Source organism: Glutamicibacter sp. AGC46 (genome assembly GCF_053543715.1).
The window spans coordinates 42,939-67,418 of record NZ_JBLVOJ010000002.1 but is presented as its reverse complement, the minus strand read 5'-3'; the positions used below and the strand labels follow the sequence as shown (position 1 = coordinate 67,418).

The 24,480-nt window shown below is 61.0% G+C and carries 23 protein-coding genes; 13 read left to right on the top strand and 10 right to left on the bottom strand.

The annotated features are described in order from the left end of the window. Positions 1–279 precede the first annotated feature (279 nt). A complete protein-coding gene (locus ACNPM8_RS00655) occupies positions 280–483 on the top strand; it encodes a cold-shock protein (RefSeq protein ID WP_013349999.1) in 204 nt (67 codons plus the stop codon). Positions 484–606: 123 nt separating this feature from the next. Continuing rightward, complete coding sequence (locus ACNPM8_RS00650; RefSeq protein WP_359192544.1) at positions 607–1,599, top strand: LLM class flavin-dependent oxidoreductase; 993 nt, start codon at positions 607–609, stop codon at positions 1,597–1,599. Here ACNPM8_RS00650 and ACNPM8_RS00645 read toward each other — a convergent pair. Beyond that, entirely contained in the window at positions 1,586–2,068 is a 483-nt protein-coding gene (locus ACNPM8_RS00645) for a hypothetical protein (protein ID WP_448939029.1), read from the bottom strand. The two genes, ACNPM8_RS00650 and ACNPM8_RS00645, sit on opposite strands and share 14 nt — an antisense overlap. Before the next feature lie 21 nt (positions 2,069–2,089). Next, the gene (locus ACNPM8_RS00640) at positions 2,090–3,328 is read right to left on the bottom strand and encodes an MFS transporter (RefSeq protein ID WP_359192550.1); all 1,239 of its coding nucleotides are present in this window, start codon (positions 3,326–3,328) and stop codon (positions 2,090–2,092) included. Between the two features lie 243 nt (positions 3,329–3,571). On the opposite strand from ACNPM8_RS00640, the gene ACNPM8_RS00635 reads away from it, so the two are divergent. From ACNPM8_RS00635 to ACNPM8_RS00620, 4 genes are all read left to right on the top strand, one after another. Next, positions 3,572–4,048 (top strand): Lrp/AsnC family transcriptional regulator, encoded by a 477-nt coding sequence (locus ACNPM8_RS00635; protein ID WP_133834920.1) that lies wholly within the window; start codon positions 3,572–3,574, stop codon positions 4,046–4,048. A 135-nt stretch (positions 4,049–4,183) separates the two neighbouring features. Continuing rightward, positions 4,184–4,447 carry a hypothetical protein gene (locus ACNPM8_RS00630; RefSeq protein ID WP_105658861.1) on the top strand — a complete coding sequence of 88 codons (264 nt, stop codon included), beginning with the start codon at positions 4,184–4,186 and terminating at the stop codon, positions 4,445–4,447. Positions 4,448–4,493: 46 nt separating this feature from the next. Then, complete coding sequence (locus ACNPM8_RS00625) at positions 4,494–5,399, top strand: LysR family transcriptional regulator (protein WP_105658862.1); 906 nt, start codon at positions 4,494–4,496, stop codon at positions 5,397–5,399. A gap of 59 nt (positions 5,400–5,458) precedes the next feature. Further along, positions 5,459–6,523: an enoyl-CoA hydratase/isomerase family protein gene (locus tag ACNPM8_RS00620; RefSeq protein ID WP_359192556.1), complete on the top strand. Its 1,065-nt coding sequence runs from the start codon at positions 5,459–5,461 to the stop codon at positions 6,521–6,523. Here the strand turns inward: ACNPM8_RS00620 and ACNPM8_RS00615 are convergent. The 3 genes from ACNPM8_RS00615 to ACNPM8_RS00605 are packed head-to-tail and all read right to left on the bottom strand — an operon-like array spanning position 6,520 to position 11,846. Next, positions 6,520–8,286: an FMN-binding glutamate synthase family protein gene (locus tag ACNPM8_RS00615; protein WP_359192559.1), complete on the bottom strand. Its 1,767-nt coding sequence runs from the start codon at positions 8,284–8,286 to the stop codon at positions 6,520–6,522. The two genes, ACNPM8_RS00620 and ACNPM8_RS00615, sit on opposite strands and share 4 nt — an antisense overlap. 60 nt (positions 8,287–8,346) lie before the next feature. Next, entirely contained in the window at positions 8,347–10,107 is a 1,761-nt protein-coding gene (locus ACNPM8_RS00610) for an amino acid ABC transporter ATP-binding/permease protein (protein ID WP_359192562.1), read from the bottom strand. Continuing rightward, positions 10,107–11,846, bottom strand: coding sequence for an ABC transporter ATP-binding protein/permease (locus ACNPM8_RS00605; RefSeq protein WP_448939028.1), 1,740 nt, complete (start codon positions 11,844–11,846; stop codon positions 10,107–10,109). The genes ACNPM8_RS00610 and ACNPM8_RS00605 overlap by 1 nt, the downstream gene beginning before the upstream one ends. 118 nt (positions 11,847–11,964) lie before the next feature. Between ACNPM8_RS00605 and ACNPM8_RS00600 the strand changes: the two genes are divergently transcribed. Together ACNPM8_RS00600 and ACNPM8_RS00595 are read left to right on the top strand one after the other, a co-directional pair. Further along, positions 11,965–12,951 (top strand): acyl-CoA thioesterase, encoded by a 987-nt coding sequence (locus tag ACNPM8_RS00600; RefSeq protein ID WP_359192568.1) that lies wholly within the window; start codon positions 11,965–11,967, stop codon positions 12,949–12,951. After that, positions 12,948–13,574, top strand: a complete 627-nt coding sequence (locus ACNPM8_RS00595) for a phosphoribosylanthranilate isomerase (protein ID WP_359192571.1) — start codon at positions 12,948–12,950, stop codon at positions 13,572–13,574. The genes ACNPM8_RS00600 and ACNPM8_RS00595 overlap by 4 nt, the downstream gene beginning before the upstream one ends. A 43-nt stretch (positions 13,575–13,617) precedes the next feature. Here ACNPM8_RS00595 and ACNPM8_RS00590 read toward each other — a convergent pair whose 3' ends face one another. After that, positions 13,618–14,169: an acyl-CoA thioesterase gene (locus ACNPM8_RS00590; protein WP_359192574.1), complete on the bottom strand. Its 552-nt coding sequence runs from the start codon at positions 14,167–14,169 to the stop codon at positions 13,618–13,620. Positions 14,170–14,318: 149 nt separating this feature from the next. On the opposite strand from ACNPM8_RS00590, the gene ACNPM8_RS00585 reads away from it, so the two are divergent. The 4 genes from ACNPM8_RS00585 to ACNPM8_RS00570 all read left to right on the top strand — a co-directional run bounded on the left by ACNPM8_RS00585 (position 14,319) and on the right by ACNPM8_RS00570 (position 18,481). Continuing rightward, the gene (locus ACNPM8_RS00585) at positions 14,319–15,689 is read left to right on the top strand and encodes a sensor histidine kinase (protein WP_402735197.1); all 1,371 of its coding nucleotides are present in this window, start codon (positions 14,319–14,321) and stop codon (positions 15,687–15,689) included. Beyond that, on the top strand, positions 15,686–16,351 hold the full coding sequence (locus ACNPM8_RS00580) for a response regulator (protein ID WP_105658871.1): 666 nt from the start codon (positions 15,686–15,688) through the stop codon (positions 16,349–16,351). The genes ACNPM8_RS00585 and ACNPM8_RS00580 overlap by 4 nt, the downstream gene beginning before the upstream one ends. A gap of 79 nt (positions 16,352–16,430) precedes the next feature. Continuing rightward, positions 16,431–17,312 carry an ABC transporter ATP-binding protein gene (locus ACNPM8_RS00575; RefSeq protein ID WP_448939027.1) on the top strand — a complete coding sequence of 294 codons (882 nt, stop codon included), beginning with the start codon at positions 16,431–16,433 and terminating at the stop codon, positions 17,310–17,312. Then, positions 17,309–18,481 (top strand): ABC transporter permease, encoded by a 1,173-nt coding sequence (locus ACNPM8_RS00570; RefSeq protein WP_359192582.1) that lies wholly within the window; start codon positions 17,309–17,311, stop codon positions 18,479–18,481. The genes ACNPM8_RS00575 and ACNPM8_RS00570 overlap by 4 nt, the downstream gene beginning before the upstream one ends. Positions 18,482–18,541: 60 nt before the next feature. On the opposite strand, the gene ACNPM8_RS00565 is transcribed toward ACNPM8_RS00570, so the two are convergent. From ACNPM8_RS00565 to ACNPM8_RS00550, 4 genes are all read right to left on the bottom strand, one after another. Next, the gene (locus ACNPM8_RS00565) at positions 18,542–20,014 is read right to left on the bottom strand and encodes an amidase (RefSeq protein ID WP_359192585.1); all 1,473 of its coding nucleotides are present in this window, start codon (positions 20,012–20,014) and stop codon (positions 18,542–18,544) included. Next, a complete protein-coding gene (locus ACNPM8_RS00560; RefSeq protein ID WP_359192587.1) occupies positions 20,011–21,294 on the bottom strand; it encodes a M20 family metallo-hydrolase in 1,284 nt (427 codons plus the stop codon). Before ACNPM8_RS00560 ends, ACNPM8_RS00565 begins: the two co-directional genes overlap by 4 nt. Before the next feature lie 37 nt (positions 21,295–21,331). Continuing rightward, positions 21,332–22,678 carry an MFS transporter gene (locus tag ACNPM8_RS00555; protein ID WP_359192590.1) on the bottom strand — a complete coding sequence of 449 codons (1,347 nt, stop codon included), beginning with the start codon at positions 22,676–22,678 and terminating at the stop codon, positions 21,332–21,334. Positions 22,679–22,840: 162 nt separating this feature from the next. Continuing rightward, entirely contained in the window at positions 22,841–23,749 is a 909-nt protein-coding gene (locus ACNPM8_RS00550) for a LysR family transcriptional regulator (protein WP_448939026.1), read from the bottom strand. Between the two features lie 94 nt (positions 23,750–23,843). Here ACNPM8_RS00550 and ACNPM8_RS00545 point away from each other — a divergent pair, with 94 nt between their 5' ends. Beyond that, complete coding sequence (locus ACNPM8_RS00545) at positions 23,844–24,443, top strand: hypothetical protein (RefSeq protein WP_359192596.1); 600 nt, start codon at positions 23,844–23,846, stop codon at positions 24,441–24,443. The last annotated feature ends 37 nt before the right edge of the window (positions 24,444–24,480 follow it).

Genomic DNA, 24,480 nt, shown 5'->3' with positions numbered 1-24,480 from the left:
TAACCAAATTTCTGATTAATTGGTTCAAAGTTATTCATTTGTCGTCACCAAACACGTAGGCTAGGCAATGTAGTTCCAAAGTAATTCGCGAAGTACCCGTTAGAAGTTTGTGAATGTCGTACCACCTCGGTTGACGCGAGCCCCCTTCTAGACGTGAAGTGAATGACTTGGCTGCTTCGCATTATCCGTCTTCCATCCTGGAATTCGGAGGATGCGCAGATTACAACCAAGCTCGCCAACTAAACCGGCGAGAAACGTCTGAAAGGACCAAATAAGAAAATGGCAACCGGAATCGTCAAGTGGTTCAACGCTGAAAAGGGCTTCGGCTTCATCGCTCCAGACAGCGGCGATCCAGACGTCTTTGCACACTTCTCTGCAATCCAGACCCAGGGTTTCCGCACCCTGGACGAGGGCCAGAAGGTGGAGTTCGAAGTTGTTGAGGGTCCAAAGGGTCTGCAGGCTGCAGACATTCGCGCTCTCTAAAGAAGGTCTTTGGCGCTAACGCCAGACTTAGCCGAACGGCTATCCGCACTGCGGATAGCCGTTCCTTGCGTTTGAGGCGGAAGTTACTGGAATACTTCCCGTACGCCACCGGTTGTACCCAATGTGAAGCTATCTATTCTGGATCTTGCTCCGGTTGAACCCGGGACAACTATTTCCGACTCTTTCAAGTCCTCCGTCCGCTTGGCGCAAACTGCAGAACGCCATGGGTATGAACGCGTCTGGTACGCGGAACACCACAATATGCCCACCATTGCTTCCAGCGCGACCTCGTTGCTGATCAGCCACATAGCCCACCACACCGAGAAGATTCGCCTCGGCTCGGGCGGCATCATGCTTCCGAACCACTCCCCTCTGGTGATCGCCGAGCAGTTCGGCACGCTGGCCGAAATCTACGGCGACCGCATCGATTTGGGCTTGGGCCGTGCACCGGGTACCGACATGACCACCCTGCGTGCCTTGCGCCGCGACCCGTCGGCCGCCGATTCCTTCCCGCACGATGTGCTGGAGCTGCAGGCCTATCTCGCCGGCGAATCCAGGGTTCCTACCGTTCAGGCGACCCCGGGAGCAGGAACCAACGTTCCGCTGTACATCCTGGGCTCATCGCTCTTCGGTGCCAAGCTCGCCGCCCAGCTGGGACTGCCGTATTCCTTCGCCTCGCATTTCGCACCGGCTGCGCTGCATGAAGCGATCCGCATCTACCGCGAGGAGTTCACCCCCTCAGAGCAACTGGCTGAACCGTATGTCATTGCCGGCGTAGGCGTGCTGGCTGCGGAAACGGCTGAACGAGCGCATGAACTGCTGGACGTTGCCAAGCGCCATCGCGTGGCAAGCTTCATCGGCCGTTCCGCGAAGAAGGAATTCACCGAAGCGGAGATCGATATGCTCATAGATACTCCGCAGGCGCAGCAGATCCTGGACATGATGCGCTACACCGCGGTGGGCACCGGAGAACAGGTTGCCGAATACCTGCGCCACTTCGCTTCGGCAGCTCAGGCAGATGAACTGATCACCATCCATTACCCCACCGAGGAGCACGCTCGACTCGAATCGGTGATGATTACCGCCGAGGCCTGCCAGCTGGCTAGCGCCCGGTAGTTCTGATCCAGCGCTTGGCTGCCATCAGCAGCAGCGCAACCAGAGCGAGGGTCAAGGAGAATTCCACGCCAATATAGGCGTAATGCCATAGCGATCCGCCATCGGAGACTCCTGCAAGCACCGCATCGGTACGCGCAGACAGGCCCGGGCGGATCGCTGCGGTTTTAATCAGCAGCAATAGGCCGACCAGCCCTACGCCCCAGCCCCAGGCCTTGCCGGCAGCGCGCTTGGCCGACCCGGCCACCAGGGCAATGAAGAAGATGATCTCGACCATGTTCATGGCGAAGAAGACGCGGCGTCCAATGCCCAGTCCCAAGGGAATGGTGATTCCGGGTGCGGTGAATTTCAGTGGTGCCTCGATGAATGAAATGCCGATGATCAGGCCGAGCCACAGTGCAGGAATGTAGATGCGTGCAGCCACGGCCCACTGTGCGCCGCGGCTAGCAGGCGCTGGAAGGGGACTAGTCATGCCTCCACAGTACGCCCGGTTCTAGCGTACTTTGCGCAGTCCTGCCAGTGCCCAGACGGCTAGCACTGCCGCCACCACGGCGCAGCCGATGGAGAAGACCAGGATGCTCTGCTGCTGCCCGAAGACCCCGACGGCCCAGCCCAGCGCGATGACTGGAACAGCACTGCCCAGGTAGGTCACCAGGTATATGGTGGACACGGTTTGGGCGTGCTGCTTGTCGTTGACCGCGTCCACCGCTTGAGCGAAAGCAGTGCGGAAGGCCATGCCCTGGCCCAGGCCCACGAATACCAATGCCGCGATGGCCCATGGCAGCTGGCGATGCTCGGCAGCCACGGCCAGCACTACGGTGGAGGCCGCCATCAATCCCAGACCGATAGGCAGCAAGGCCTTGCCGCCGCGCACGACCAGCTGCGACAGGGCGGATATGCCCAAGGGCAGGCCGGCAATCAGGCCAATGACCAGCACCGAATCCAGGCCAAAGGCTTGGGCGAAGTAGCCAGGTGCCAAGGACAGCACGAAGCCGAAGATGGCGAAGCTCAAGAAGCCGACGAGGGCAGCGAGCCAGAACGGTGCCCGGGCCGAGCTGGGGACGCCCAAGCGGCGTGGGGCCAGGGCCTTGCTTCGCTGTCCGCGCTCAGCCAGCGCAATGGCCGGACGGGCCTGCAGGGTGCTCAATGGGACCAGGACCAGCAGCAGCAAGAACGCCTGCACCATGAACACGGTAGTGCGCCCGCCAGGCAGATGAGCCAGCAGCCCGCCCAAGACCGGTCCGAAGGCGACACCGCCCGATGAGGCCAAGAGGGTGAAGCGCGAAGCCCACTCAGGCCGCGCAGGAAGAAGTTCACGCAGGGCCGCGGCGCTAGCACCGGTAGCCAGCGCGACACCGGCGCCCTGCAAACCACGGCCAAGGCACAGTTCCAGCAGGTTGCCGGCCGATCCGAAGACCAGGGTTCCAGCGAAGGAAATAACGACCGCGATCACCAGCGCCGCACGGCGTCCGATATGATCCGACCAATGCCCCACGGTGGATAGGAAGAGCATCAGCGAACAGACGTAGCTGGCAAAGGCCACGGTGGTTCCCATGGCGCCAAGGTGCAATTCGGATTGGAGTGCCGGATACAGCGGGGTGGCCAGGTTGGCTCCGACCAGCAGCAGGAAGCTGACGGACACGGTGATCACCAGTCGAGCGGTCAGCCCGGGGTTCCAGGAGAGTACGCGATGGTTCATTGGCTGCATGCGCAGCTCGCTGATAACCGACAAATTCACTCCCGGGATCAAAGTAGTCCAGACCAGCTGGGCACGAAGAATGCCCAGAAAGAGTTTTTACCGGTGGGGCCACTCGCTGCCCCACCGGTTAGTTGAGCGTTCTGCTTGCGTTTGTCTACTACAACAGAGCGTTCACTCACTAATATCCGCCTGCTGAAAGCAACGAGAGAGATTTCTTGCTAGCATTTGAGCAGATTGTTCAAAATTTTGTCCCCGCAGATAACCCGGAGTGAGCATATAGTGCGATTAGACGATGTAGACCTGAAAGTGCTGCTCGCACTGATCAAGGATCCCCGCATCCAAATCTCTGAACTCGCAGATGAGGTCGGTGTTGCGCGCAACACAGCGCAGTCGCGATTGCGCCGTTTGCAGCGTGCCGAAATCCTTCGCGACGGTGGCCGCGACATCGATCTGAGCAAGCTCGGCTACGACGTCCTGGCCTTCGTGACGTTGGAAGTGAACCACCGCGATCTGGATACCGTGGTCACCGCGCTGCGCCAGATCCCCAGCGTGCTGGAAATCCACGAGACCTCCGGACGTGGAGATCTCTGGGTGCGGCTCATCGCCACCGACACCCACCAGCTGCAATCAGCACTGCGCCAGATCCTGCGCGTCAAGGGCGTCACCCGTTCGGAAACAACCTTCGCGCTCCATACGCACCTGGCCTACCGTGCCGCTCCCCTGCTGGAGCACTATGCCGAACATGACCACTGAGAAGTCATTCACTGTCAGCTGCAGAAAACAAGTCTTTCGTTTCCCGAAGCAGCGTCCTACTCTGGTGATACGAGAAGTCACGAGGTAAATCCCCGGCTTCCGGCCGATCCCTCGTATTCGACGAAGGAGTACGCAATGACGAAGGATTTCGACACCACAGAATTTGCGCCGGAGTTCGGCAACGACATCTACGAACCGGATGACGGACGCGATTCCCAGGCTTATGAGGGCTCAAGCGACATGCCGGAAACCATGCGCAACCTCGACCCGCTGGCACAGCGCAATTACCTCTACGACGATGACCTGGAAACCGAAGACCAGCTCGACAACGAATTCGCCGCAGACGATGACGACGACGAGGAAAGCACAGAGCTTGTTGACCTTGAGGACGAACTCTAGGCCGTGGGCTAAGCAAATCTTTGGCTAAAGGCCATAGACTTTAGAAGTGATTAATCCAGTTCATCTGCGCACATTGCTCGAAGTGGTGGCGCATCGTTCCTTTGCCACGGCCGCAACCCGCTTGGGCTACACGGCCAGCGCTGTCTCCCAGCAGATGACAGCGTTGGAGCGAAGCACCGGTACCACGCTGTTCCTGCGCGGCGCACGCTCCATCACCCCGACGCCAGGCGCCCTGCGCATGGTGCGCCATGCCAAACGGGTGCTCACCGACCTCGACGCCCTCATGGCAGACGTCGCCACCATCTCCACCGAAGCTACCGACCTTGAGGAAATCAAGCTTGGCATCTTCCCCTCGCTGGCGACCTACGCGCTGCCGCAGATCCTCAAGGCACCGGATTGGTCCTCCTTGGGCATTAACCTGCGCCTGTGGATCGGCGAACCCCAGCAAACTGTCGCAGGCCTTGGCACCGGCGGCGACCTCGACCTCGCACTGATCTTCCAGGTGGGACCCGGCGGACTGTCGTGGCCAGCGTCCCTGGAGCGCACCTGGTTGGGCGATGACCAGTTCCGGGTAGTGATCCCGGCGTCCTGGCCCATCGCTGAAGACGCCCAGCTGACCGTGGACCAGTTGGCCGAATGGCCATGGATCTTCCACCACCCGGGCACCTCGGATGCCACCTTGATTTCACGCTTGTTCTCTTCCTACAACATCCACCCGCAGGTGGCTGCCTACTGCGACGACTTCAATGCGTCGCTGAGCCTGGTTTCCTCGGGACTGGGCGCCGCCCTGGTTCCCGATCTGGCCATGGCCAACGCTCCGGAAGGCATCCGCATAGTTGATGCCCCCGAGATTCGCCTGGCCCGCTCCATCTTCGCGTTGAAACCGGAGAATTCCAAGAAGCCGAAGGCCGCGCTGGTATTGGACCGGCTCGCCCAGGTGCTCTCCCGCTGATTCGTTGCGCCGCGGCGCCACTGGTGCCTGCATCCGTCCCAAGAAAGAGGAATGTCCCGGTGGAGAACCAGACCCCTGCATCGTCCAGCGATGGCGTAGTCATCTCGGCCGTGCATGGACCAATCGGCCACATCGAGCTGAACCGTGCCAGCAAGCTCAATGCGTTGACCCTGGAAATGCTCATTGAGCTGGGCCGGGTGCTGCGTGCGTGGGCCGTGGACCCGTCGATTTCGCTGGTGCTGCTCACCGGCCGCGGTGAGCGCGCCTTCTGTGCCGGCGGAGATATCGCCGATTTCCATGCAGCAGTCACCACCGGACGCCATCAGGACTTCGTCGATCTGCTCGCGAGAGAATTCGAACTGGATTACCTGATCTCCACCTATCCCAAGCCCCTGATCACCTTGGCCCATGGCATCACCATGGGTGGGGGCATCGGCTTGGCCTCGCACGCACCGGTGCGCCTGGTGACCGCGAACGCCACCATGGGAATGCCCGAAGCGAAGATCGGCTACACCCCGGATGTGGGAGGCAGTCACCTGCTGGCCAGCGCGCCGGGCCACTTCGGCGAGTTCTTTGCGATGAGTGCGCAGTCCTTCACCGGTGCCGATGCCGTACTTCTCGGTTTTGCCGATGCCGTTGTCACCGAGGACTTCGCCCAGAACATCCTCGATGAGCTCGATGAGTTCGCGGGGCTGAATGCCGGAGAGATCGCGGCTGCTATCGAGGTCATGCACGGTGCGCCCGAGTCCTTCGCCTTGGAACTGGACCGCGGCTGGATCGATCATGCTTTCAGTGCCGCCACCCCGCAGGAAGTCTTGGCACGCTTGGAGCAGATGGTCCATCCTTCGGCGCAGCGTGCCGCGCAGATGCTGGCAGCGAATTCCCCGACCAGCGTGGCCAGCGCGTTCTACAACGTGCGGGCTGCACGTGAGGAGCAGGACCTGCGTTCGGCATTGGACCGCGAACTGCGCCTGGCTCGCTACCTGATGCACCGTGCCGATCTTGCCGAGGGCATCCGTGCCCAGGTCATCGACAAAGACCGCAACCCCACGTGGATTCCGGCTTCGCTGGAGGAAGTGGACCACGAGGCGTTGCGGTCTCTGGCTGCTGATTCGGAAGGCTAGCTGTCAGCTCCCGGCTTGCCTTCTGGACGGGTGACATCTGCATGCACCGGGCGCACCTTGGCTGAATCCCTGGGCTCAATGCGCGGGGCGTTCACTGCATCGGCTGGTTCGCGAACCACCGACGGGGTGATATCCACGCTCTTGGGCGCCGCGTAGTCCAGCGGTGCATGCTCGCCGAAGTGGTCCGCGTCGGCTTCATCCCAGTCTTCCATCCAGGAACCTGGAATATCCTCGAGCAGCTCGCCGGGACGCAACCACTGGAACAGCGAGGCGTAGGAGCGAGTGGACTGCAGGTTCACCCGGCGGCGCAGCATCCGGGTGTTCAGCTGCTCCGGGCTGGTCAGTCCCATCGATGCCATGATCTGCGCGCATTCGGTGACGGTCAAGCGATGGTAGTTGTAGACGCGGTGGCCCTTGTCTTCCACATCCAGGGCACGCATCAGGCGCTTGTTCTGCGTGGCTACGCCTACGGGGCAGTGGTTGGTGTGGCACTGCTGGGCCTGGATGCAGCCGGTGGCCATCATCATGGAACGTGCCGAGAAGGTGAAATCGGCTCCCTGGATCAGCCGCTTGATGATGTCGGAGCCGTTGGCGACCTTGCCTGCCGCGGCGAGGCGGATTTCGTCGCGCAGTCCGGCACCCACCAAGGTGTTGTGCACCAGCATCAAGCCTTCGGTCAGCGGGGCGCCAACATGGTCCTCGTATTCCAGCGGCGCAGCTCCGGTGCCGCCTTCAGCGCCATCAATGGTGATGAAGTCCACCAGGATGCCGGTTTCCAGCATGCCCTTGCACAGGGCCATGACGTCGGTGCGGGAACCAACGCAGAACTTGATGCCCACTGGCTTGCCACCGGAGAGGTCGCGAAGCTTCGCTACGAAGTGCATCAATTCGCGCGGGGTGGAGAATTCTGCGTGACTGGCCGGTGAAATGCAGTCCACGCCCATCGGGACATCGCGGGCCTCGGAGATTTCCGCGGTGACCTTGGCAGCCGGCAGCACGCCGCCGAGCCCGGGCTTGGCGCCCTGGGAGAGCTTGATGGTGATGCCCTTGACTTTTTCATGGTTCGCCTTGGCAGCGAAGGTTTCGGGGTTGAAGCGGCCCTGCTCGGTACGGCAGCCGAAGTAGCCTGAACCGATTTCCCAGAACAAGTCGGCCCCGTATTCCAGGTGGTACTTGGTCAGCCCGCCCTCACCGGTTTCATGGACGAATTCTCCCATCGCGGCGCCCTTGTTCATCGCCTGCACGGCGTTGGCAGAAAGCGAGCCGAAGCTCATCGAGGAGATATTCATCAGCGAAATCTCATAGGGCTGCGAGCACTGGCTGGACCCCACCCGTACGCGGTGCTGCGATGCTACCGGGGCTACCGGAGCTGCCGAATGCAGCAGGTATTCGTGGCCGACTTCATTGACATTCAGCTCCGTGCCGAAAGCCTTATGGCTATCGGCTCCCTTGGCCCGCGCGTAGATCAGAGAGCGGGTGTCGCGGTTGAAAGGACGGCCATCGGTATTGCGCTCAATGAAATACTGCTGGATCTCGGGGCGGATGAATTCGAAGAGGTAGCGGGCGTGCCCGACAATCGGGAAATTGCGCAGGATCGCATGCTTCTTTTGCAGCAGGTCCCTGATGCCCAGAAGCACCAGCAAACCGGTGAGCACGACGAGGATCCACCACACCCATTCCCCGGAGGTGCCGGCAAGGATTGCGGTCACCACGAAGCCAGTGAATAGGACAGCCAGGAACAGGAGAACCACTATTCGCATCATGATGCGAGCCTAGTACCTCCCCGCTGCCTTGTCAGTTCCATCCATTGGGCGGGGCGTGGATCAGCTTGGCAAAATCCGGTCCGCTTCGCGCACGGCCATGCGGGAGAACAAGGATTGCCCATCGGCCAATAGCGCTGGCGCCGCACCGCGTTCCAGCACCACTCCTTCATGGAGCACCAGCACGTTCTGCGCCCGGGCCAGGATCGATAGCCGGTGGCTGATCATCAGCACCGCCATCCCTTCACTGCGGCGGCGTTCCACTGCTTCCAGGACCAGCTGTTCGCTGCGTGCATCCAGGGCGCTAGTGGATTCATCGAGGATCAATACCGCGGGGTTGCGCAGCAGCGCCCGGGCCAGGGCCACGCGTTGGCGCTGGCCACCGGAAAGCCGGGCAAAGCGATCCCCCAACCGGGTCTGCAATCCGGCCTTCTGCTGGCGCAGCCAGGGGCCCATGCCCAGCTCGTCGAGGACCTGCTCCATCTCGGCGTCGCTGATCCCTTCCGCCCCCAGCAAGAGGTTCTCGCGCAGCGTTCCACGGATCATCACCGCCTCTTGTGAGACCAGGATGATCCGGGTGCGCAGCTGCGCCAAGCTGGCGGCCTCCAGCGGCACATCGCCGAAGCTGGCGGTGCCGGCAGCTTCCACCGAGCGCACCAGGGCCGCCGCGACCGACGATTTGCCGGAGCCGCTTTCGCCCACCAATGCGAGCAGGGAGCCTGGTTCCAGCTCGAAATCCACGCCGCGAACTACCCGATGGCGCTCGAAGGCAACCGACAGATCCGCCACGCGCAAGGTGCCGGAAGCAGGAAGGGGAACCGGGTTGGCGGGTTCGGAAACCGGATGGCTGGTTATCGCCGTGGCGTACAGCCGGCGAGCGCTGGCCAGCGAATCCTGCAGGCCCAGGATGAACCCGTCTACCGCGCGCACCGCTTCATAGGAAGGGACCAGGGCACAGCACAGCACGATCAGCGTGCCGAACTGCCCGGCGGTTCCCAGCAGGACAAAGAGCGCGAGCAGGCTGCCCCAGACCACCAGCTGGGTCAGCGTGGCCCGTACCGCGCTCACGGTTCCGGCCGAGCGCGCCGCTTGCCGGCTTTCGTGCAGGCTTTCGCGCATCCGCGCCATGACGGGTTTGCCGGCATTGAATCCGTGAATCACGTCGATGCCGGCAAGCGCGTCGGCCAGCAGCTGGTTCTGGGTGCCGCGAGCACTGGCGGTGGCCCGCGCGGTACGGCGCAGGGCGCCGACGCCAATGGCCGGGATGGCCAGCCCGATCAGCACATAGCCGGCGAGCAGCACGAGGGCCGGTTGCATGCCGAATACCGCCCAGGCTCCCCAGGTTGCCAGGCCGCTGACTGCCACTGCCGCCACGGCTGGGGGCAGGGTGTGGGCGAAGAACACCTCGACCTTGTCGATGTCGCTGGTGGCCTTGGCGAGCATGCCGCCGGAATTCTTGCTGTCCGCGGCGAAGGGCGCTTGGCGTTCAAATGCCTGGTACATGCGGTTGCGCAGCCGCGCCAGGGACAGGAAGGCCACCCGGTGCCCTACATACTGCTCCAGGTAGCGCACCGCTCCCTTGACCAGCCCCAGCAGGATGACCACAGCGATCAGCGGTCCCCAGCCAAGGACCATAGGCAGCTGCTCACCGCCCAGGTGCAGGGCCTTGGCCAGGCCGAACCCGGCCACGGCGTAGATACCCAGCGAAGCCAGGCGAGTGGCGCAGGCCAGCACGCAGGCCAGCAGCAGCGGCGGGAGCAGGTCCTTGGTGCTGCCAATCAGCCAGGCGACGGTTTTGATAGTGGAGATTTTCTGCGTGCGCATTAGTTCCCCTCCCCCAGCTGGCTCCGGCCACTGGCATGCAGCGCATCAGCGCGTTGGCGGAATCCGTCCATGGCTTCCTTGAGATAGCCGTCGGCGGCCAGCAGCTCGTCACGGCGTCCGGCCTGGATGAGCTGTCCGTGGTCCATGACCAGAACATAGTCGTAGTCGGCCAGCAACCCCAGCCGGTGGGTGACGGTGATGACCGTGGTGCTGCGGTCCAAGGAGCGCAGGGTTCCCAGCACGTCCGCCTCGGTCTGGACGTCCAAGGCGCTGGTGGGCTCATCGAGCAGCAGCACGGGACGCTGCGCCAGCAGGGCGCGGGCCAGCGACAGGCGCTGGGCCTGGCCGCCAGAAAGCCGTGCCCCGCCCTCGCCCAGGCGTTGCGCCAATCCCCCGGGTTGCGCCTCGAACCACGCTCCCATGCCGACCTGGCGCAGCGCCAGGAGCAGTTCGCCGTCGGCAGCCCGGGGCGCCCCGAGCAGGAGGTTTTCGCGCAGGCTCATGCCGAAGAGCGTGGCGTGCTGTTCCACTACGGCGGTATTGGCCTTCAAGGTTGCCGGGCCCATGGCTTGCCGGGCATCGCGGATGGTGCCGGAGGAAGCTTCGAGCTGGCCCTGGAGCACGCGCAGCAGCGTCGTCTTGCCGCTGCCCGAGGGGCCGATGATGGCAGTACGCGAACCGGCCGGGAAATGCCAGGAAATTTTGTCCAGCGCGTGGTGCCCGCTGTCGTAGCTGGCGCTGACTTCTTCCAGGATCAGATCACGGTGGCGCAGGTCCACGGGCAGCGGATTGGCCATGGAACGGTGCATGGGGATGTCGGCGACTTCGGCCAGTTTCTTCTCGGCAGCCTTGCCGGTCATCCCGATGTAGAAGAAGCTGCCGACGTAGTTGACCGGGGCGAGCATCAGGAAGCTCAGGATCACCAGTGACAGGGCAGAACCCGGGGTGATGGCCCCGGAGCTGGCGCGCCACCAGGCCAGCAGGGCGGCACTGGCGAGCAGCAGCACGGCGAAGCTGGAATCGATGACCAGCAAGATCAACTGGTTGCGGGCCAGCAGTTTCATCACTTGCTGGCGTACGCGTTCGGTGGCCTGCTCGATGCGCGATCCCATCCACCGGCTGCCGCCGTTGAGCTTGAGCATGCCCAGCGAGCGCAGTGCGTCCAGGAAGGTCGCCGAGAGGATGCCCTGGGCTCGGCGGTACTCTCCGTTCGAGGAGCCGAAGCGCCGCTGGAAGCCCAGGACGATGACCGGGACCAGCGCGGTGGGAACCAGCAGTACCAGTGCGCTGAGCGGGTCGATGGCAAAGGCGATGAAGCACAGGATCAATACCGGGGTGGCTACCGCGGAGATTGCCGGCCCGATGAAGCTGGAACGGTATTTCACGGACCGCTCCACCGAGTCCATCGCCGCATGCAGCAGCTCCCCATCGCCGGAGGCGCGCACCGCCAGCGGGCCGATGGACAGATAGTGCTTGAGCAGCTTCATGCGGTGGTACTCGGTCAGGTCGAGGCTGTTGCGCGAGATCACGACCGGGATCAAGAAGGTGGCAACCGCCATGATCAGCAGTTCGCCGAAGGCGCTGGCATACCATTGGGTGCCCAGCGGGCGATGGGCCATGAGTTCATCCAGGCCTTGGCCCACGACGATCACCAAGCCGGCGGTTCCGGCCGCGGCACTGAGGCTCAGTGCCACCACGATGGCTGTTGCAGCCGAAAATATTCCAAAGACCCTACGCACCCTCCTATCCTAGGGCAGAGCACACCGGCAGTTCCGCGCCGTGGGGCTTGCCGGCCAGGCTGGGCCGTGAAGCGTCATACATTGCCCGTGATGCGCGTTGTGCGCGAAACTGGAGTGCATGAGCACCCCGGAGCTGAAACAACGTCCGCATTCTGTCACCTTGCGATTCCTCGCGGCACCAACCGACGTCGATGTCACCGGGATTGTTCCTGCGGGCACCGTTCTGGAGTGGGTCGACAAGGCCGCCTACGCCGCGGCGGTGGGATGGTCCTCCAGCTATTGCGTCACCGCCTATGTAGGCAATATCCACTTCGCCGACCCGATCCACTCCGGGGATCTGGTGGAAGTGACCGCTTCAGTGGTGTACACCGGAACCAGCTCCATGCACATCCATACCGAGGTGTCCTTCAGCGATCCGCGCGAATTGCGGCCGGTGAAGTCCAGCAGCTGCCTGGTGATCTTCGTAGCCGTCGGCGAGAATGGGAAGCCGACCCCGGTTCCGGCGTTCACCCCGGGTACGGCCCGGGAAATCGCCATGCGCGAGAATGCGCTGGCGCGCATTGAGATCCGCGAGCAGATCGTCGCGTCCATGAACGATCAGGTATACACCGATGAGGGAACCGCCGAACGCGTGACGCTGCGCTTCCTGGCGGCGCCCACCGATGTGAACTGGGGCGGCAAGGTCCACGGCGGCATCGTGATGAAGTGGATTGACGATGCCGCTGAGCTGTGCGCGGCCCGCTACTGCCAGCAGGAAACCGTTGCAGTGTTCTCCGGCGGCGTGCGTTTCTACCGCCCGCTGCTGATCGGCCACCTGGTGGAGGTGGAGGCGCGCCTGGTCTACACCGGGAACAAGGGAATGCACGTTGCGGTGCATGTGCGCTCTGGCGATCCGAAGACCCGGGAAATGCAGCTGACGACCTACTGCCTGACCGTGATGGTGACCCGCGATGAAACCGGCACCGCTGTTCCGGTCAAGCCCTGGGTGCCCGTCACCGGGGAGGACAAGCGGCTGTGGAATCACGCCCGCGACTTGTTGGCCATCCGCGCCAACGCGCCTGGCGGTTACACCCCAATCCATATGGCCAAGGAGAACGCGAAGTGAGTGCAGCAAAGCCCTTCGTCAAAGTGTGCGGCTTGTCCACGGCCCAGGACGTGCAAGCCGCTGCGGCCCATGGTGCTGATGCCATCGGGTTCGTGCTCACGCCCAGTGCCCGGGAAATTTCCGCGCAGCGCGCCGCCGCATTGGTGAAGGCGGTTCCCGCAGGCATTGCCACCGTGGCGGTATTCCGCGGCGAAGAGATCCAGACGGTGCTTCAGCTTGCGGCGCAAGCCGGCGTGAGTTGGGTGCAGCTGCACGGGCAGCGCACGGCAACGGATGTGAGCACCGCCCATGAGGCCGGGCTCAAGGTCATCCGCGCGGTGCGGCGCGATGACCCGGAGGAGCAGTTTGCCGATTGGGGCGAAGATCTGCTGCTCATTGACGCCTCGGTCCCCGGCAGCGGCGAAAGCTGGGATTATGCGGCAGTGAAGGATCTGGCCGCTGGTCGGCGCTGGCTGGTGGCCGGCGGACTGTCCCCGCAGAATGTCGCTGATGCCTTGGCTGCGTCCAGCGCTTTCGGCGCCGATGTCTCCTCCGGCGTCGAATCATCGCGCGGAGTCAAGGATCCCGAACTGATCGCCATGTTCATTGATGCGGCCAAGGCTTCGCCGAATCCCGCACATTGAGTCCCCCGGCACGGTCCAGCAGGAATTGCGCGAGTGAATTGATTCAGCGGATCCAATTGTGCGGGGCCGGCTTGCGGGTGCTGGGCAGCGCTCCGTCCTGGCGCCACTGGTGCAGCCACTCGGGCAGCACCATGTCTGCTGGCAGTTCCAAGCCGACTGCTGCCAGGATTTCCTCGTTGGAAACCGCACCCTTTGTCGAGGTCATCCGGGTGGCGACATAGGCGCGAGCGTAGATTTCGCCCTTCACGACGATGCGCTGCTCGAAGAAGATGCACTTGTCGTCCATGCCGATCAGCCGGGTTTCCTGGGAGAACTTGGTTCCCAGGCGCACCGACTTGCGGAAGGTGATGGTCTCGGTCTGCACGACCGGAACCCATTTATTCCTGGACATGATGTCCCAGACACCGGAACGGAACATCAAGTCGAAGCGTCCGAGATCGAAGATCGAGAAGTACATGCCGTTGTTGATGTGGCCGGCAAAGTCGATATCGGTCAGCGTGGCACGCATGCCCACTGAGCTGGTGTCGAACATGGACAGCTTGGAAGCCTTCTTGCTGTTCAGGTAAACCATGAGGATTCGGAAAATCATGTGCATACCATCACATTACTGCCTAGTAACCTTTCTGCCTAGCGCATTTCCTCCCGGGTCAACGCCAGGGGTAAGCCTCCAGGCTCATGCCCGGAAAACCGCAGACCGGTAAAGTCGTTTCCAATGCCTGGCCAACGAGATGATCAAGGAACACCATGTACCGACTCCCCGAGCTAGTACACCGGAGGCTCCCGACGCTGCCTCCGGTGGATTGGGAACGTCCGTCTCCGGATAAGAAGAGCTTGCGCCGCGACATTATCGTCGCTTCGGGCTTCCTCCTGCTGGCGCTGGCCATGCACGAACTGCTGCTCTCCCTGACCGAGCAAGAGAACGCGCCCGATCCTCTTCTCGCCTATCTCGTGCTTGTGTCCCTGATCGTGCCGCTGATGTTCCGCCGGCGCTGGCCCATAACCATGATGCTCATCGGTTCGGCTGCGTTCGTGGGCGCCGGAAGCGAAAATACCTACCAAGTCGGCATGGAGCTCTGCGCGCAGCTGGCCTATTTCATCGGCATCTACACCGCGGTCACGTGGTCGAAGAACCGCCGGGGACTGTGGATAGCGATGAGCGTGGTGCTGCTGTTCATGGCTACCTGGGTGATCGTCACCTTCTTCACCTCCGATTTGCTCACGGCCACCGGAACTTCCATGGTCGAGGATCCAGCAGGCGTGCTGCCGACGTCAACGGCCTTCATCTTCTACAACCTGCTGATGAACCTGCTGTACTTCGGCGGCGCGATCTTCCTGGGCATGGTCAGCTGGACCAATGCCTACGCCAGCCAAATAGTGGAAACCCAGGCCCAGCGCATTGCCGACCAGTCCCAGCAGCTGGCAGACCGTGCGGTCAACGAGGAACGGCTGCGCATCGCCCGCGAGCTGCACGATGTCATTGCCCACCACATTGCCTCGGTGGGAATCCAGGCTTCGGCCGCCCGCATGGTGCATGAGCGCGATCCCCAGCAGTCCATCGAACTGATGCGCGGCATCGAGTCCTCGGCACGCAGTGCAGTCAGCGAAACGCGGGCACTGCTGGGCGTATTGCGCGAACATCGCGGACCGGAGGATTCGCCGAACAGCGCTGAGGGGGCACGGAACCCCGAACCCTCCATGGCGCAGCTCGATGAGCTGATCGCAGCCAATGAACGCCAGGGACTGAGCATCCAGATCTCCCGCGATGAACACCAGCCCGGCTTCATTTCTGACCTGCCGGCAGGCCTGTCGCTCGCGCTCTACCGCATCAGCGGCGAAGCCTTGGCCAATGTCCGTGCGCATTCCACGGCCCGCACAGCTACCTTGTCGCTGCGTTCGGGAACCGATGCCGATGGCGCATGGATAGAAGTCGAGGTCACCGACAGCGGCCGTCCCCGGCCGGATTCCGCCGGTGGCGGCTACGGCCTGCGTGGCATTCGCGAACGCGCCAAGCTGCATCATGGGCTAGTGGAAATCGGCCCGCGCATTCCGCACGGCTGGCGTACCCGGGCCCGGTTGCGCGTGGTTTCCGACGCGGCAACTAGACTGGCAACATGAGCAAAATTACCGTGGTGATCTGCGATGACCAGTCGCTGATCCTCTCGTCGCTGAAACTGATCTTGCAAACCGATCCGCAGATCCAGGTCATCGGCACGGCAGGCAACGGCCAAGCGGGCCTGGAAATGGTTCGCGAGCTGAACCCCACGGTGGCGCTGATGGATATCCAAATGCCGCAGATGGACGGCATCGAAGCCACGAAGCTCATCGCCAGCACCACCCAGACCAAGGTCATTGTGCTGACCACCTTCAACCGCGACGACTACCTCTTCGAGGCCATGGATGCCGGGGCCAGCGGGTTCCTGCTGAAGAATGCAGAGCCTGAAATGCTGGTGGCCGCCGTGCACCAGGTGGCCGCCGGCCACGGGCTGCTCTCCCCCGAAGTCACGCTCAAGCTCATCCAGCGTGGCACCGGCGCGGTCCCTGCCGCGGATTCGGCAGCGGCAACTACCGAGGCCCAGCAGCTGGAAAAACTCACCGAACGCGAACGCCAGGTACTCTGCGAACTGGCCCAGGGCAAGAACAACCAGGAAATCGCCGCAGTGCTCTCCTTGTCGGAAGCCACGGTGAAAACCCACCTGTCGAACCTGTTGGCGAAGCTGCACCTGCGCGACCGGGTGCAGGGCGTGCTATTCGCCCACCGCGCCGGACTCATCCAATAGTTTCATTCTCCAGACGGAGCGCAAATGCTGCTTCGTTTCCTAAGCTGATGAGTAGAAACAATACTTGGCAGAGGAAAACATGCTTGAGCTAAACCATGTGTCACGGTCATTTGCACAGAATTTGGTGCTCGATGACATCAGCTTCACCGTACCTGGCGGCGCGCTCACCGGATTCGTCGGTGCCAACGGTGCCGGCAAGACCACCACCATGCGCATCATCATGGGATTGCTCAGCGCCGATTCCGGTTCTGTTTCGCTCAACGGCCGACCGCTCAATGGAGCCACCCGCCCCAACTTCGGCTACATGCCCGAGGAACGCGGCCTGTATCCCAAGCAGCCGGTCATAGAGCAGCTGGTCTACCTCGGACAGCTCCATGGCCTGTCCCGCTCCGGAGCACGCAAACGGGCCATGGAACTGCTGGCCCGTTTCGGATTGGCTGACCGCGCCAAGTCGAAACTCGAAGCCCTGTCCCTGGGCAACCAGCAACGCGTTCAAGTCACCGCAGCACTGCTGCACGAACCCGACGTGCTCATCCTCGACGAACCTTTCAGCGGACTTGACCCGATCGCGGTGGACGCAATGAGCTCCATCCTGCGCGACTATGCAGCGCGTGGCGTACCGGTGCTCTTCTCTTCGCATCAGCTGGATCTGCTCGATGTGCTGGTGGACCATCTGGTGATCATCCAGGACGGCAGGATCCTGGCCAATTCATCGGCAGCCGGGCTCCGTGCGACGCAGGCATCCCGGCACCGGTTGTCCCTGGGCTCCGACACGGGCTGGCTGCGCAATGAACCGGGGGTCACCGTTATCGATATTTCAGGCCATGACGCATTGGTGAATTTCGATTCCGAAGCCGATGCCCAACGCGTGCTCGCCACCGCCATGAGCCGCGGGCCCGTCGCAGAGTTCGCAGTCCATCGCCCTTCGCTGGCCGACATCTACCGGGAGATCATCAAGTGAACACCACCACGGCTCCATGGCTCATTGTCGCCTTGCGCGAAGTCGAAACCAAGCTGCGCGACAAAGCTTTCATCATCAGCACCATCGTGACCTTGCTGTTCATCATCGGATCGGTCGCCGTTACCGGATTCCTCGCCAATCGCACGTCGAATTTCGCCGTGGCTGCCACCGACGATGCCAGTTTCCGGGTGCTGGAGCAGGTGATCCAGGATCGCCCCGAAGACGTGGAATTGAGCATTTCCAGGCTCGCTCCTGAACAGGCGGAGCAGCAGCTATCCGCTGAGCGGCTGAACGCGACCTTGTCCGGTTCGGCCGATGCGCAGGAATTCACGCTGACCGGTTTCAACGCGGTCGACCAAGAGCTCAGTTCCCTGGTCCGCGAGGCAATGAAAACCGTGAAGACCGATCAGCTGCTGGCCGAGGCCGGACTGGAATCAGCTGGCCTGCCCGATAACGAGGACCTCATTCTCGATCAGCTCCATGGCGATTCCGAACGGGCCGCGATGGCCAGTGCCATGGCGCTGGTCTTCTCGTTCCTCTTCTACATGGCCGCATTCCTCTTCGGCATGCCCATCGCCAACTCGGTCATCGAGGAGAAGCAGAACCGCGTGGTCGAGATCCTGGCCAGCACCATCCGGCTGCGCCAGCTGCTGGCAGGAAAAATCATCGGGAATGTCGTTCTCGCAATGATCCAGCTCCTGGCCTTCCTCAGCATTGGCTTGCTGGCTGCCTACATTTCCCCGATCCAGATCCCGTTCCTCGGAGTTGTCACCCAGGTGGCCGGGTGGTTCGTGGTGTTCTTCTTCGGCGGTTTCCTGCTTCTGGCCGGGATCTGGGCAGCGTTGGGCTCCTTGGCTACCCGTACCGAGGATCTGCAGCAATCCAGCGGGCCCGTGGTGGGCCTCCTGATGGCGGTGCTGTTTATCGGGTTGTATGCCAAGGGCAGCTTCCTGGTGGTCGCTTCGTACATTCCTATCGTCTCCTCGGCGGCGATGCCTAGCCGCCTGCTCTCCGGCGAGGTCGCTTTCTGGGAGCCGATTCTTTCGCTGGCAATTCTCCTGGCTGCCTGCTGGCTCGTGCTGCTGTTTGCCGAGAAGATCTACGGCAGGGCAGTGATGCACACCGGTGGCGCGTTGACCTTGCGCAAGGCACTGAAGCTCGAGGTCTGAGCCTGCAAGAATAGGCGGGGTCCAGTCCATTCTGGACTGGTCCCCGCATATTCCCTGATGTTAACCGGTCGGTGTTCCTGCCAGTGCTGGGTATGGATTACCACTGGTAAACTGGATGACTCGTTCCATAGCGAGCGCAGCCTGGAATACGGTCCTTTCATCCCATGGCTGACCGACAATCTGCAGTCCAATCGGAACGTTGGCCTCACCCACACCGCACGGAAGATTCATCACCGGTCGATGATTGGCGATGTTGAAAGGACTGGTCATATGGCCCTCCCAATAGTGCTTAAGCTTCCGTCCTGCCACGCTGATCCCGTCCAGGTAGTCTCCGTCGGCCTGCAGCCAATCGACTGCGTTCGTCGGGCAAAGCAAGACATCCACGCCTGACATAGCCGTGTTCAATTGCTGATTGAACAGTGCGTCCAAGCGAAGGGAATCGACCAATGACACTGATTCCGCCTGAGCCAGCGCATCGGCAATGAATTGATCGGTATAAGCAGCTCTCGGATTTTTAGAGTTCCCGATGATCTGGGTCATCGCCGGGGCAAGAATTTGTCCGAAATGGGCGAAGCTTGTTTCCCTGACCTGGTCTGTTGTCCAGGGCAGGTCGACTTCCACAATATTCGCGCCCAGATCCCGCAGCCGCTGGATCGTCGAGGCGAACGCTGCGGCAACCATTTGGCTTACGGGGTAATTGCCCAGCTCCAGGGAGACCCCGATCTTCAAGTCGGCGAGAGACGCTTCTTCAAATTCTTGGCTGGGATTTGTCGATCCCCAAGAGTTCGAATCAGCCGGGTGCGTACCGCTGATGATTGATGACATAAGCAGAACATCCGCGACGGTTCGTCCCATCGGCCCATCGCCGCGGTAACGATCAGCGGCCAATTCCCCAGCCCCGGGGATCCTTCCGTATGGGGCCTTGTACCCAACGGTTCCGGTGAAGGCAGCCGGAATTCGAGTTGATCCTGCAATGTCCGAGGCGGTAGCCAACGTGGTAAATCCGGCTGCCAACGCTGCACCCGATCCCCCGGAGGATCCGCCCGGTGACATTTGGGGGTTCCAAGGGTTGCGGGTAACTCCCCAGATAGGAGAGTGCGTTACAGTGGCGCAGCTGAACTCAGGACTCGTCGCTCGGCCGTGGATAATGGCTCCGGCAGTTCGGAGCCGTTCGATGATCGGATGGTCGACCTCGGCAACAGACTGTTTCTGCGAGAGCAGTCCCATCGAAAGGCTGTGCCCTGCTAGCCCGTGTTTTTCCTTCGCGACGACACTGATGCCTAACAATGCCGGCAACTGTTGCACTTCATTTGCGCGACGGGCTTTGGCGTACGCCTCCGTGTTTCTGGCAGCTTCAGCATATGCGTCGGTTTCCATCGTCTCGGTCAGCGCGTTGATTCTTTCGACCCCACGGTCCCTGTCGGCATTGATCAATTCAAACTGGGCTTCAAGGACCTCTGCAGGAGAGATTTCTCCACTGCGGAAAGCTGATAACTGCTCTGTTGCGCTGAGGAAGGCTAGATCATCCATCATGCGGAAATCCCATGGATTGCTTTGCTCTCGTTGCCAGCCAACGCTGCATTCTCATCTAGGGCGCCAAAGATCATTTCCCAGCCAATCTCAGTGAGGACTTCCAACCCGTGGATCATGTCCTCGTCAGTAGAGAATTCTCGTTCGCAATGGCTGACGCCGTCGATTGAGGGAATGAAGAGCATGACCGTCGGCACCATTCGGTTCATCGCTACCGAGTCATGCCCAGCCATCGTGCGTATACGACGAACGCTCTTGCCCAGATTGGCGGTTATTTTCTCGATTAATTCAAGGCCAGACTCCGGATAGTACTGAATCTCGCGCACGTCGAAATCATTGACGTTGATCCGAATGTCGTGTTCACGGGCAATCTCCGCAATTTGCCCAATTAGAATTTGTCGCGCTCGCAATACGTCCGTTTTCATCTCGGCGCGAAGGTCAGCAACCAAGTGCACCCGACGAGCTACGACAATCGGAGAATTCGGTTCCAACGTCATTTGCCCGACCGACGACACGATGCTGCCCTCAGCAAAGTGTCCCACGACGTCGTGGACTTTCAGTATCACCTTGCTCGCAGCGACAAGTGCGTCATGACGATCGGCCATGGCCGTTGCACCGGTATGGGATTGTTCCCCAAGCACTTCGACGTCCAGCTTCTGCGTGTGCCAGGAAAAATCGACAGCTCCGATGTTGATCGACTCTCGTTCCAGGATGCGTCCCTGTTCGATGTGGATCTCCGCGTAGCCTACCACTTCAGGACGTTGATCGTGGCCGAGGTATCCAATAGATTCCAGGGCTTCTGCGACGCTGATCCCCGCCAAATCCCGGGTTTGCAGCATCTGTTGTTCGTCCATGGAGCCCTCGAACACAGAAGAGCCCATGATGGACGGGGCGAACCGGCCGCCTTCTTCATTGAACCAATTGGCTACCCCTATGTTGAAGGCCGGCTGCTGTAATTCCGCTTTCAACCTTGACTCAATGGCTTTGGCAGCATGCAGGCCTGCGAGGACACCGTAGGCACCATCGAAGCGTCCACCCAGTGGTTGCGAATCCATATGCGATCCCAGCAGTATGTAGGGGGCCCCTGGCGTAAGTTCGAGCAATGCAAACATGTTGCCGATAGTGTCGACGCGAAGTTCCCAGCCGTGGTTCCTGGTGAATCGCGCGAACCAATCTCGACTGAGTTTGTCCTCGGGTGTGCCTGCTTGCCGGTCGACACCGTTTTTATCCGTTGCGCCGAATTCGGCAACGTGGTGGAAGTCAACGAGAAATTCGTTGTGCATGGTGAATTCCTTTCTGTGAAGTTAGAGTACGGCGCTTTTACTGGCCGGTGGCTGGCGAAGACTTGGCATATAGCGGATGGGTTTCCGGCACTGGGGTGAAGACCAGCAGACACAGCACGATAAGTGCGGCTGTGGCCATGTACACGCCTGGGATCATCGCAATACCGGTGCCCGAGACCAGCCACGTCCCGACGAATGGAGCAGTGCCGCCAAAGATTGCGTAGGCAACGTTGTAGCTGATGGCTGAGGAAGTGTACCGAGTTCTGGTGGTGAATATTTCCACGAAGAAGGTGTAGCAACCGCCGCCATAAATACACATGGGAACCACGAAGAGCAGTTGCCCTATGATTGCCAAGGCGAGTGAACCGCTGGTTACCAGCATGAAGCATGGAATGCTGAGTATCATCAGCGCTGCGGAACCTGCGATGAGCATCGGCTTGCGTCCGAAGCGGTCGCTGAACCGTCCGCCAATAGGAAGCAGGATCGCGTAGCTGGCCATGGCTACGGCATTTGCCACTAGCGACATTTCCAGGCTCAGGTTTCCGGTTACCTGGACATAGGAAACGAAGTATCCGGAGAGGAAGTAGAACCCCATGGCTGTCAGCGCCATGACGAAGATGACCTGAAGCATCCGGAGCTTGTTCTCTGCGAACGTCTGGCGCAAAGGGCTGTACTCCTTGTGCTCGTTTTTCTTGAGCACCTGCTGGAATGCTTCCGACTCTTCGGTCTTGGAGCGAATCCAAAGGCCGAAGAGTGCGAGCGGGAGGGCGAGCAGGAATGGTATACGCCAGCCATAGGATGCAAAATCTTCGGAGTCCATCGTCGTGGACAGCACCAGGATCAGGGTTCCACCTATCACCGACGGCAATGCTGTAGCTGCCAGAGTGATGTTCAGCCAGAAGCCTCGTCTATCAATTGGCGCATGTTCGAAGACGAAGGCAGGTGCACCGACAGATTCGCCGCCGGCCGAGAATCCCTGGACGAGTCGGCACAACACCAGAAGTGCTGGAGCCAGAGCTCCAATTTGCGCGAAGGTCGGCAACAGTCCGATAGCGAATGTTGCCAGTCCGATAGTCATCAAGGTGATGAACAAGACCTTACGGCGACCGAGTTTGTCTCCCAGCACGCCGAAGAACATTCCGCCAAGCGGCCGGACGAAGAAGGCGACACCGAACGTCGCGAACGTCGCGAGCAGGCCTGCCAGCGGGCTGTCTGATGGGAAGAAGAGTGCGGACAGCGTGACTGCCGATAACCCGTAGAGCGTGAAGTCGTAGAATTCGATGAACTGTCCGATGCTGCCACCGGCCAGCACGCGACGCTTCTGTTTCATGTCGGATTTCGTCGTCGACGGCACCGCGCCGGCATCAATGCTATTCAGGGTCACGAGTCTGCCTTCTTTCGGGCTAAGCTCCGCCGAATTCTCAGGAAGCTGCTGTGGAAGGAGCGGACGAGCAGTCCGGCCTCTTAGTACTCAACGATCTGTGATCCACGTCATGTCGTCCAACGCAAAAGTTTTATTGGCGTGATCGCTAAAAGCGATCAGAAGTTACCCGTCGTTCAGGATCTCGCCCGCAAGGTCTGCGAACGCCCGTGCTTTCCGCGTCATCTGCATCTCCTTCGGATAGGCGACCACAATTGAAATGGGAATGACCGGATCACTGATTTGCAGGGGCACTACGGCTTTGCCGGTGTAGGTCAGGTCATGCGACAAACGCCGGTTCAGAACCGAATATCCCAACCCCATGGCCACGTAGGAACGGACGGTCTCGTATCCTGAAACCCAATGGGCCACATTGGGTTGGAGTCCCAACGAGGAGAAGAGCTTGAGAAAGTACTCTCTTGAATGTTCTTGATCGAGCAGAACTAGCGGCTCGTCAACGAGGTCCTCTAGCGATACAGTTCCGTTGCCTTGCGCCAGCGGATGTTCTTGGGCCACGATGACGTGCGCACCTAACCGGTCTACCTGCTCCATCGAGAATTCTGCTCCGACGCCGAGGTCATACATGAGCGCTATTTCGCATTCGCCCTTGCGCAAGGCATCTAGAACTTGTTGTTGCTCGCCTTCGATAAATTGCAATTCGATACCGGGGAATGCGGATTTGAATGCTGCGAACAACCTCGGTGCAACGAAGGGTGCCAACGGCGCGAAAATTCCGACGCGCAGTCTTCCGCTAAGTTCATGGCTCGCTCCGCTCAATGACGAGTGCAAGATCTCCGCATTTTCCAAAAGGTTCCGGGCACCTGCCACAAGTCGCTTCCCGTCCTCGGACAGGTTCAACGCACGGTTTGGTAACCGCAGGAACAGCTGCACGCCAAAATCGCGTTCCAAATGGTTGATCGCGGCAGACAATGTCGATTGCGAGACATTCAAGGACGCTGCTGCGGCACGCATGTTTTCGAACCGCGCAACTTCAATGAAATACCGCAACTGGATCAGAGTGAATGAACGCGCCATGCAAGTCATCCTAGCCCTGTATTGGCCTACTAATCGGTACTCCATTAGGGTGAAACCAAGTCGATGCACAGCCAGCTTCATTAGACTTGGCTAAGTGAGCGAAGAAAAACCACTGTTGCATCTGCCGGCCCGCCTGATCATTGTTTGGCTGGTGCTGATCGCCGGCATCACCGGATCCACGCTGCTGTCCGCCGCCGACTATGTCACCGGCGGCAGCCTGCTCTCCCTGATCGCCTTGTGGGTGATCAGGCTCGTGGCCATCGGCAGCTTCTGGTTGCTCGAAGCGCGCAAGGACACCAAGGTCTTCGCGATGCTGCTGGTCCTGCTGTCGCTGGTCCTGGACATCTTGCTGAAGCTGCCGGTACTGGACACCGTGGAGTATGGCGATTGGTTCCTGGTCTCCGCGCTGGATCTGCAAGGAATGTACACCGGCTACTTCACCGTCTGGGGCCTGCTCCTGCCGGTGCTTTCGCTGGTTGGCTGGTTCGTCTTGCGTCCCCGCAAGCTCGCTGGCTGGATCGTCGGCCTGCTCTCGGCGGTGGGCCTGGGATTTGCGGCCCTGTCCGTGGCTGGTTCGGCCAGCGGATCCGTACTCGCCTTTACCCTGGTGACCTTGGCCCGCTACATTCTTCCGGCGATCCTCTCCGCCACCGCGGATCTTCTGGTCGCCAAGTTCAAGGTACGCAAGAAGTAAAGAGCTTCCGGCATAAAGCAGTGGCCAGCATCCAAAT

Bases quoted from the DNA above. Each gene is read 5' to 3' on its own strand.
- ACNPM8_RS00655 (WP_013349999.1), top strand. From the start codon at position 280: ATGGCAACCGGAATCGTCAAGTGGTTCAACGCTGAAAAGGGCTTCGGC.
- ACNPM8_RS00645 (WP_448939029.1), bottom strand. From the start codon at position 2,068: ATGACTAGTCCCCTTCCAGCGCCTGCTAGCCGCGGCGCACAGTGGGCC.
- ACNPM8_RS00630 (WP_105658861.1), top strand. From the start codon at position 4,184: ATGACGAAGGATTTCGACACCACAGAATTTGCGCCGGAGTTCGGCAAC.
- ACNPM8_RS00615 (WP_359192559.1), bottom strand. From the start codon at position 8,286: ATGATGCGAATAGTGGTTCTCCTGTTCCTGGCTGTCCTATTCACTGGC.
- ACNPM8_RS00610 (WP_359192562.1), bottom strand. From the start codon at position 10,107: ATGCGCACGCAGAAAATCTCCACTATCAAAACCGTCGCCTGGCTGATT.
- ACNPM8_RS00600 (WP_359192568.1), top strand. From the start codon at position 11,965: ATGAGCACCCCGGAGCTGAAACAACGTCCGCATTCTGTCACCTTGCGA.
- ACNPM8_RS00590 (WP_359192574.1), bottom strand. From the start codon at position 14,169: ATGCACATGATTTTCCGAATCCTCATGGTTTACCTGAACAGCAAGAAG.
- ACNPM8_RS00585 (WP_402735197.1), top strand. From the start codon at position 14,319: ATGTACCGACTCCCCGAGCTAGTACACCGGAGGCTCCCGACGCTGCCT.
- ACNPM8_RS00580 (WP_105658871.1), top strand. From the start codon at position 15,686: ATGAGCAAAATTACCGTGGTGATCTGCGATGACCAGTCGCTGATCCTC.
- ACNPM8_RS00575 (WP_448939027.1), top strand. From the start codon at position 16,431: ATGCTTGAGCTAAACCATGTGTCACGGTCATTTGCACAGAATTTGGTG.
- ACNPM8_RS00565 (WP_359192585.1), bottom strand. From the start codon at position 20,014: ATGATGGATGATCTAGCCTTCCTCAGCGCAACAGAGCAGTTATCAGCT.
- ACNPM8_RS00560 (WP_359192587.1), bottom strand. From the start codon at position 21,294: ATGCACAACGAATTTCTCGTTGACTTCCACCACGTTGCCGAATTCGGC.
- ACNPM8_RS00550 (WP_448939026.1), bottom strand. From the start codon at position 23,749: ATGGCGCGTTCATTCACTCTGATCCAGTTGCGGTATTTCATTGAAGTT.